10 protein-coding genes are annotated in these 8,026 nt (G+C 61.5%); 2 read left to right on the forward strand and 8 right to left on the reverse strand.

Annotation, left to right across the window (positions count from 1 at the left end; all coding sequences use genetic code 11):
- The first annotated feature begins 208 nt into the window (after nt 1-208).
- Nucleotides 209-934, forward strand: coding sequence for an amidotransferase (locus BM186_RS24880; RefSeq protein ID WP_074919061.1), 726 nt, complete (start codon nt 209-211; stop codon nt 932-934).
- A gap of 42 nt (nt 935-976) precedes the next feature.
- Here BM186_RS24880 and BM186_RS24885 read toward each other — a convergent pair whose 3' ends face one another.
- From BM186_RS24885 to BM186_RS24920, 8 genes are all read right to left on the reverse strand, one after another.
- Nucleotides 977-1,219 carry a hypothetical protein gene (locus BM186_RS24885; protein ID WP_074919063.1) on the reverse strand — a complete coding sequence of 81 codons (243 nt, stop codon included), beginning with the start codon at nt 1,217-1,219 and terminating at the stop codon, nt 977-979.
- A gap of 10 nt (nt 1,220-1,229) precedes the next feature.
- Nucleotides 1,230-1,424: a hypothetical protein gene (locus tag BM186_RS24890; protein WP_074919065.1), complete on the reverse strand. Its 195-nt coding sequence runs from the start codon at nt 1,422-1,424 to the stop codon at nt 1,230-1,232.
- Between the two features lie 146 nt (nt 1,425-1,570).
- Complete coding sequence (locus BM186_RS24895; RefSeq protein ID WP_074919067.1) at nt 1,571-2,293, reverse strand: 1-acylglycerol-3-phosphate O-acyltransferase; 723 nt, start codon at nt 2,291-2,293, stop codon at nt 1,571-1,573.
- A 162-nt stretch (nt 2,294-2,455) separates the two neighbouring features.
- Nucleotides 2,456-3,685, reverse strand: coding sequence for an alanine transaminase (alaC, locus tag BM186_RS24900; RefSeq protein ID WP_072424171.1), 1,230 nt, complete (start codon nt 3,683-3,685; stop codon nt 2,456-2,458).
- Nucleotides 3,686-3,817: 132 nt separating this feature from the next.
- Complete coding sequence (locus BM186_RS24905; RefSeq protein ID WP_074919069.1) at nt 3,818-5,167, reverse strand: pyridoxal phosphate-dependent decarboxylase family protein; 1,350 nt, start codon at nt 5,165-5,167, stop codon at nt 3,818-3,820.
- A 150-nt stretch (nt 5,168-5,317) separates the two neighbouring features.
- Entirely contained in the window at nt 5,318-5,896 is a 579-nt protein-coding gene (locus tag BM186_RS24910) for an ANTAR domain-containing response regulator (RefSeq protein WP_036999951.1), read from the reverse strand.
- A gap of 18 nt (nt 5,897-5,914) precedes the next feature.
- Nucleotides 5,915-7,126: a CmpA/NrtA family ABC transporter substrate-binding protein gene (locus tag BM186_RS24915; RefSeq protein WP_074919071.1), complete on the reverse strand. Its 1,212-nt coding sequence runs from the start codon at nt 7,124-7,126 to the stop codon at nt 5,915-5,917.
- Between the two features lie 227 nt (nt 7,127-7,353).
- Entirely contained in the window at nt 7,354-7,563 is a 210-nt protein-coding gene (locus tag BM186_RS24920; protein WP_072424168.1) for a YgdI/YgdR family lipoprotein, read from the reverse strand.
- A gap of 199 nt (nt 7,564-7,762) precedes the next feature.
- On the opposite strand from BM186_RS24920, the gene BM186_RS24925 reads away from it, so the two are divergent.
- Nucleotides 7,763-8,026: transposase (locus BM186_RS24925; protein WP_139227999.1), on the forward strand; the 264-nt coding region annotated here is incomplete at its 3' end.

Below are 8,026 nucleotides of genomic sequence, written 5' to 3' on the forward strand. Positions count from 1 at the left end.
GTCTTGGCTCGCTCATGCGCTAACGGCGCCCGCCGGGGCGCGTTCGGCAGGTTGTCAAATTTTCTTGACGAGAGTCAGGTTCCTCTCAGAGCCTGGTATGCGGCACTTCTGTCGGTGTCCAGGGTGATGGCGCTATTTCATTGGGCTACATGATGTGTTAAGAAAAACGCACAAATCACCCGCCCGCGTGTTCACCACAGGAAACCTCATGTCACTGCGTATCTGCATCCTGGAAACTGACATCCTCCGCCCCGAACTGGTCGACCAGTACCAGGGCTATGGCCACATGTTCGAGCAGCTGTTCGCTCAACAGCCGGTCACGGCAGAGTTCAGTGTCTATAACGTGGTGGAAGGGCATTATCCGCCCGATAGCGAGAAATTCGATGCCTATCTGGTGACTGGCAGCAAGGCGGATTCTTTTGGCAGCGATCCCTGGATTCAGACCCTCAAGGAGTATCTGCTCGAGCGCTACAAGCGCGGCGACAAGCTGCTGGGCATCTGTTTTGGCCATCAACTGCTGGCGCTGCTGCTTGGCGGCAAGGCCGAGCGTGCCGAACAGGGTTGGGGCGTTGGCGTGCACAGTTATCGTCTGGCAGGCAAGCCCGAGTGGATGACCCCGGCTCTGGACGAACTGCAACTGTTGATCAGCCACCAGGATCAGGTCACCCGCCTGCCGGAGAAGGCCACGCTGCTGGCTTCCAGTGACTTCTGCCCGATTGGCGCCTACCACATCGAGGATCAGGTGCTGTGCTTCCAGGGGCATCCAGAGTTCGTTCACGACTACTCGCGGGCATTGCTCGATCTGCGCCAGCAGCATCTCGGTGAGCAGGTCTATCAGCAGGGCGTGGACAGCCTCAAGCATTCGCAACAGGGCAGTGCGGTGGCTGAGTGGATGATGCGCTTTGTCGCTCAAGGCAAGGAAAGCAAGGCCTGAGCCTGATTCGGTCCATGAAAAAGCCCGGTTTTCCGGGCTTTTTCATGCCTGCTGGGTGAGCACGAAGTAAGACGAGAGCTTTTCGCTTCTGCTTGGCGGTGGGCTGCTACGTTGCCGCTTGAGACTCTCGGCCAGGTCCAGGTGGTGAGCCAGTTTGTGGCTGCATTCGATATTGCGCGCCACGGCACCGGCCGAGCTTTTGCCAATACCGCCGAGCGCGAGCAGGGTGGTCAGCAGGGACAGACTGGCGAGCATCAGCAGGCGAGTGCGTTGGGTTCTGATCATGGCCGTTCCCTCATCCCTGCGAGAGCGCGCCGAGCAGGGCGGGCAAATAAGTGATCAGGCTTTGCAGTGGGCCTGGTTGTTCAAAGGTTGGAGTGCTTGGCTGCAAGGTGGCGTAACTCACGACCAGCACCGTCGAGGTGCTGACCAGGTACAGGCCGATGGCAGCGAGGGCGCCGTTGCGGGCGGCTTGAGAGAGGCGGGACATGTTCTGTGCTCCAGGTCAGGAGTGGGTGTGGGCACAGAATCGTCTAAGTCATTTCGATTGAATAATGGATGCTCTGCAGAGTAACTATCGATGGATTTGATAGCCGGCGCGGGTTGCCTGCTTGCTCTGGCACCCCGCGTCACGCTTCACGCAGATGCCAGCTCCTTGTCCATGCTGCTGATGCATTCGCTCATGGCCTGCTGACAACGCTCCATCAGCGCGGGCATGTCGTCCAGGCTCAGGCCGGCAGTAGGAATTGCCGGCAGCGAGCGAATCAGGATGCGGCCGCTGTTCCAGCGATTCAGGCGCATGGCTTTGCTGTAGTTGCTCACGCACACCGGGATGATCGGAACACCTGCCGTGATCGCCATCTGAAACGCGCCTTTCTTGAACGGCAGCAGGCCTCGGCCAAGATTGCGCGTACCTTCCGGGAAGACCCAGATCGAAGTGTCGCGATTGCGCAGGGTTTCGGTGGTGGTCAGCATTGCGCGTTTGGCGGCCACGGCATTGCTGCGATCGATCAGCACATTACCGGCTAGCCAGTAGAGCTGACCGAAGAATGGCACCCACTTGAGGCTCTTCTTGCCGATGCTCACGGTGCGCTCCGGTACCACACGGCCAAGCACATAGAGATCGAAGTTGGACTGGTGGTTGGCGATGATCACGCAGGAGCGCTGGTGTTCCAGCAGTGGGCGTACGTCGGTCTTCAACTTCAGGCGCAGCAGGCATAGGGCGGGCAGCGAATAAAGACGTGCGCAGAGGCGGCTGTTGTCGGGGTTGAACGGGCGGCACAGGCCGAGCAGCAGACCCAGCAGGCCGGCCAGGATGAAATGCACGCCCATCAGCAGCATGCGCAAGACGAAGAGCATTGGGGAGAACCGTCTAGGAAGGGGCGCGCAGTGTACGGGCGTTCACTCTGCCGGGCAATTGCTCGAAACTACCGCTTGGCGTGCGTAACGTCATGAATTGTCGCAGAACTTGTCGGTTTCCACGCCCATGCAGAAAGGGCGCCTCACGGCGCCCTTCAATGCTTACTCGGTCTCGGTTTTGGCCGGCTTACCCGGCAGTAGGCCGTCTGCTCGGAACATCGCCTTGATGCCGCGCAGCGCCTGGCGGCTACGGTCCTGGTTCTCGATCAGGGCGAAGCGCACATGGTCGTCGCCATAGTCGCCAAAACCCAATCCGGGCGAGACGCAGACCTTGGCTTCTGCCAGCAGCTTCTTGGCGAACTCCAGCGAGCCCAGGTGGGCGTAGGCGTCGGGAATCTTGGCCCAGATGTACATGGAGGCCTTGGGCTTTTCCACCATCCAGCCGATCTCGTGCAGGCCCTTGACCAGCAGGTTGCGGCGCTGACGGTACTGTTCGGCGATGTCGCGCACGCACTGTTGGTCGCCTTCCAGTGCGGCGATGGCCGCCACCTGCAGCGGGGTGAAGGTGCCATAGTCGTGGTAGCTCTTGATCCGCGCCAGGGCGCTGACCAGCTCGGGGTTGCCGACCATGAAACCAATCCGCCAGCCGGCCATGTTGTAGCTCTTGGACAGGGTGAAGAACTCCACCGCGATGTCCTTGGCGCCCGGCACCTGCATGATCGACGGTGCTTTCCAGCCGTCGTAGACGATGTCGGCATAGGCCAGATCGTGAATCACCAGCACATCGTACTGCTTGGCCAGGGTTACCACGCGCTCGAAGAAGTCCAGCTCCACGCACTGTGCGGTGGGGTTGGAGGGGAAGCCGAGGATCATCATCTTCGGCTTGGGGATCGACTCGCGAATCGCTCGTTCCAGCTCGGCGAAGAAATCCACGCCCGGCACCAGCGGCACGGAACGCACCTGGGCGCCGGCGATCACCGCGCCGTAGATATGGATCGGGTAACTGGGGTTGGGTACCAGCACGGTATCGCCATGGTCCAGGGTGGCGAGCATCAGGTGCGCCAGGCCTTCCTTGGAGCCGATGGTTACGATGGCTTCGCTTTCCGGATCGATCTCCACCTCGTAGCGGTCCTTGTACCAGCGCGAGATGGCGCGGCGCAGGCGCGGAATACCGCGGGAAGTGGAGTAGCCGTGGGTGTCTTCACGCTGGGCGACCTGCACGAGCTTCTCGACGATGTGCGGCGGGGTCGCCCCGTCGGGGTTGCCCATGGAGAAGTCGATGATGTCCTCACCGCGACGGCGCGCGGCCATCTTCAGTTCGGCGGTGATGTTGAAGACGTAGGGGGGGAGACGATCAATGCGCGCAAAGCGACGCTTGGCGTTATCAGCCATGGTTTCCTCGAAGTACGTAAGCGCCCGGAACCGTCCGAGCGACGTTGGCCACAGGTGTGGCCGACTAAAGATAAGGGCTGCCGAACTGCGCTGTCCAGCGCAGTTGCAGGCTAAAACAGCGAATCAGTCGCTTCAGCTCAACTCATCTTTCAAGCGCCGCAGCAAGGCACCCAGTGCCTCCACATCGGCGTCTTCGGTGCGCCAGGAGCAAAGGCTCAGGCGAAAGGCGGGGCGACCCTGCCATACAGTTGGTCCGAACCAGACTTCGCCGGACGCCTGGGCCGCTTGGCGAATGGCGATGGTCTGTTCGTCCGTATCGCCACGCACCAATACCTGGTTCAGTACAACCCGGTTCAGTACCTGATAGCCGGCGTTGCGCAGCGTGCTGGCTAGCTCTTCAGCCTGGCGGATGTGCCGATCGATCATCGCTTTCAGGCCAGTGCGGCCCAGGTGCGCCAGGGCCGCCCAGATGGCGATGCCTCGGGCGCGACGAGAGAACTCCAGTGTCAGGTTCTTCTGCGCATCCTTGCTCGCCGAGGCGTAAGCAGCATCGCTGTTCATCGCGGCGGCCAGTGCATCGGCGTCACGGCAGATCGCCATGGCGCTGTCGTAAGGGGTGTTCAGCCACTTGTGTCCATCGGTCGTCCAGCTATCTGCCAGCTCGACGCCCTCGAGCAAATGCGCTGAGGATGAGGCGCGTGCCCATAGGCCGAACGCGCCATCGACATGCACCCAGGCGTTGGCCTCGCGGGCGATGGCAATCAGTTCGGCAAAACGGTCGAACTCGCCGGTGTTGACCTCGCCGGCCTGCAATATCAATAGCGTGCGTTCATCCAGTTCAGGGAGTCGGGCCGGGTCGATACACCCGTACTGGTCCACGGGCGCATAGTGCAGGTGGTTCATGCCAAAGCCGAGCACGCGCAGGGCTTTCTTAACCGTGATGTGTGCCGTTTCTGCGAGTACGACGCGGATCTGCGGTGCGCCGAGCAATCCGTCACCGTCGAAATCCCAGCCCTGGCGTGCCAGCAACACGCGCCGTGCGGCGCAAATACAGGCTAGTGTGCAGGCGGTTGCACTGGTGCCAAATCCCACGGCGCTCTGATCCGGTAGCCCCAGTGCTTGGCAGACCCAGCGTCCGGCAACCTTTTCCAGTCGATCAGCGACTGGAGAGTTGTCGAAAGACGAGGCGCATTGGTCCCATGCCAGCACCAGGCGTTCGGCAGCTGCTGCCACTGGCAGCGTCGCGCCAATGACGAAACCGAAGTAACGCGCGGCATTACTTGCCACGGTGGCCGGTGAGCCAATCTCGTCGAGCTGGCATAGCACCTGATCGGCATCGCTGCCGTCTTCCGGCAGTGCCTGCTCAAAAGCGGCCAGGGCAGCGATGGCCTTGTCGTCGGGAAAGACCCGTTGCATGGCAAGACCATCCAGATAGACGAGGGCTCGTCGATCAGCTTCTGCCAGCAGATTGCGTTCATTCATGGGTTGTGCTCGGTAAAGGGCTGAGACCGTTTACCCTAGCCGAGACCATTGGAGCGCGGCATACACAGGCGCCAACGAAGGCGGCTGCTACAGTTGCCAGAGTGATACAGCCTGAACCGATACAGTGCACTGTATTGGCGGTACAGTTGCTCAGCCACCCAGCATGTCATGCATCGCAATGATCTGTTCGGCCACCTGAATCAGCTTCTGCTGGCGACTCATGGCCTGCCGGCGCATTAGCGTATAGGCCTCTTCCTCGTTGCAGCTCTTCATCTTCATCAGCAGGCCCTTGGCCAGTTCGACGCGCTTGCGCTCGGCCAGTTGGGCATCGCGCGCCTGGAGCTGGGCACGCAATGCCTGATCGCTCTCGAAGCGGGCCATGGCGACGTCGAGGATGGGTTGCAGGCGCTGGGCATGGATGCCTTCGACGATGTAGGCGCTGACGCCGCTCTGGATCGCCTGGCGCATCACGCCGGGGTCGTGTTCGTCGGTGAACATGACAATTGGGCGCGGTTGGTCACGGCTGACCAGTACCACCTGTTCCATCACGTCGCGGCCAGGGGACTCGGTGTCGATCAGGATAACGTCGGGGCGCACGGCCTCGACCCGCTCCGGCAGGTCGATGGTCAGCCCGGATTCGTCGATGACCTCGAAGCCGGCCTCGATCAGCGCGCACTTGAGGCGGCCGACCTTCTTCGGGGTGTCGTTGATCAGAAGGATACGCAGCATCGATGGCTCTCCCGGCGATTACAGGGCGACAGCCGGGCTGTCGGCCAGGGCGTGGAGGCGGAAGCTGCGCGCATACGCGGCAGGGGCGCTGCCGTCCCAGCAGGTGCCGTCCTGCAGGATGGAGCTGCGCATCTCACCCGGCACGGCAATTCCCAGCGCTGTAGCGGCTTCGCGGTACAGGGCCAGTTGCTGCACCTGGCGGGCCACGGCCAGATAGTCGGGGTCGTTGCGTAGCAGGCCCCAACGGCGGAATTGGGTCATGAACCACATGGCATCGGACAGGTAGGGCTGGTTGACCAGGCCGCCGGCATGAAAGCGCAACGGATGCTCGTCCTGCCAGGCGTGGCCGAGGCCGTCCTGATACTGGCCGAGAAAACGTGGGGTGATCGCCGAGACCGGCGCGTTGACGTATTCGCTGCCGCTGAGCAGCAGAGCGGTGCTGCGCTTGTTTTCCTCATTGTCATCGATGAAGCGTGCGGCGTCGAGCACCGCCATGATCAGCGCACGGGCGGTATTGGGGTTCTGTTCGGCGAAGGCGCGGGTGCAGCCAAGCACCTTCTCGGGGTGGTCCGGCCAGATTGCCTGGATGGTGGTGACGGTACAGCCGAGCTGTTCATCGACGGCCTTGGCGGTCCAGGGTTCGCCGACGCAGAAGCCGTCGATGCGCTTGGCCTCGAGGTGTTCGATCATCTGCGGCGGTGGCACCACCACGCTGTCGACATCGCGCAGCGGATGGATGTCCTGGCTGGCCAGCCAGTAGTAAAGCCACATGGCATGGGTGCCGGTGGGGAAGGTCTGAGCGAAGGTCAATTTTGCGCTGTTCTGGTGCACATGTTGATGCAGTGCTTCTCCACTGGTCACGCCAGCGCTTTGCAGCGTGTGCGACAGGTTGATGCTCTGGCCGTTCTGGTTCAGCCCCATGAGCACTGCCATGTCGGTTGCCGCTGCACCACCGAGGCCGAGCTGGACCCCATAGATCAAACCATACAGGCTATGGGCGGCGTCCAGTTCGCCGCTGAGCAGCCTGTCGCGCAGGCCGGCCCAAGAGGCCTGGCGCTGCAGTTTGAGGCTCAGCCCATATTTTTCGGCAAAGCCCTGGGTGGCCGCGACTATCACCGAGGCGGAATCGCTCAGGGCCATGAAACCGATGTTCAGCACGCTCTTTTCCGGTGCATCGCTGCCGCCGACCCAGGCCAGGGCGTCGCCGCGAGGGATATGCTGTTCGCTCATGTCACTTCCTTCATCCACGCATTAGGTTCCGAGCTGCCGGCTGATGTTTGCAGGGCTGTGCGGGTGGCCCACAAAAAAGGCGTCGTACCGATCACCGCCGTAAAGGGCCGAGTTCGGATACGACGCCGTTGTCGTTCGGGCCTTGTCCGTCGCCGGAGAGGCTCACTGCATGTAGAGAAAGCAAGGCATATGCCAGTGCGCGGAGCATGCGCAGTTGGATTAGGCGTTCAGCGCTCCAGCATCTGCTTCACGCTGCTTTGCGGTATCTGCTGCTTGCGGCCCTCACTATCGGTGAATTCGAGCATGCCGGTGTCCTTGTCCAGTTCCGGCTTGCCGTCGCTGGTGAGCATCTGGCCATCGGTGGTGGTGATGATGTACTCGCTGCTGCAACCGGCTAGGCCGAACAGGCACAGGGCTGCGATGATCCATGGCTTCATGACGTGCTCCTGAATGATTATCTGGGGGCTCCCATTTCAGAAGGTAGACGGTGGCGCACTGGCTGCAAGCCGGGTGCGGCAAAAGGCCCATGTGTGCGTGCATAAAAAAGCCCCGCACTAGCAGACTGTGTGAAAACCTAGCAGTCGGAGAGCAAGCTGAAGACAATGCCTCCATCATTCGATGGGGGCATTGTCGTTTATGGGCTACATCCAGGGCGAAGGTCGTCAGCAAAGCAGCCTGTTTCCTCCCACATTGGAGGAGCTGGTGCCGGAGGATCACCTGGTACGGGTGATCGAGGCCTATGTCGCCCGCCTGGATTTGCAGGCTCTGGGTTTCAGCAAGGCCGAACCACTCAAGACTGGACGTCCTGGCTATGATCCAGCGGATCTACTCAAGCTTTATCTGTACGGTTACTTCCAGCGCATCCGCTCCTCCCGGCGCCTGGAAGCCGAGTGCCAACGC

This window comes from Ectopseudomonas toyotomiensis (genome assembly GCF_900115695.1).
In the GTDB taxonomy this organism is placed as follows: Bacteria; Pseudomonadota; Gammaproteobacteria; order Pseudomonadales; family Pseudomonadaceae; genus Aquipseudomonas; species Aquipseudomonas toyotomiensis.

Bases quoted from the DNA above. Each gene is read 5' to 3' on its own strand.
- BM186_RS24880 (WP_074919061.1), top strand. From the start codon at position 209: ATGTCACTGCGTATCTGCATCCTGGAAACTGACATCCTCCGCCCCGAA.
- BM186_RS24885 (WP_074919063.1), bottom strand. From the start codon at position 1,219: ATGATCAGAACCCAACGCACTCGCCTGCTGATGCTCGCCAGTCTGTCC.
- BM186_RS24890 (WP_074919065.1), bottom strand. From the start codon at position 1,424: ATGTCCCGCCTCTCTCAAGCCGCCCGCAACGGCGCCCTCGCTGCCATC.
- BM186_RS24895 (WP_074919067.1), bottom strand. From the start codon at position 2,293: ATGCTCTTCGTCTTGCGCATGCTGCTGATGGGCGTGCATTTCATCCTG.
- alaC (WP_072424171.1), bottom strand. From the start codon at position 3,685: ATGGCTGATAACGCCAAGCGTCGCTTTGCGCGCATTGATCGTCTCCCC.
- BM186_RS24905 (WP_074919069.1), bottom strand. From the start codon at position 5,167: ATGAATGAACGCAATCTGCTGGCAGAAGCTGATCGACGAGCCCTCGTC.
- BM186_RS24910 (WP_036999951.1), bottom strand. From the start codon at position 5,896: ATGCTGCGTATCCTTCTGATCAACGACACCCCGAAGAAGGTCGGCCGC.
- BM186_RS24915 (WP_074919071.1), bottom strand. From the start codon at position 7,126: ATGAGCGAACAGCATATCCCTCGCGGCGACGCCCTGGCCTGGGTCGGC.
- BM186_RS24920 (WP_072424168.1), bottom strand. From the start codon at position 7,563: ATGAAGCCATGGATCATCGCAGCCCTGTGCCTGTTCGGCCTAGCCGGT.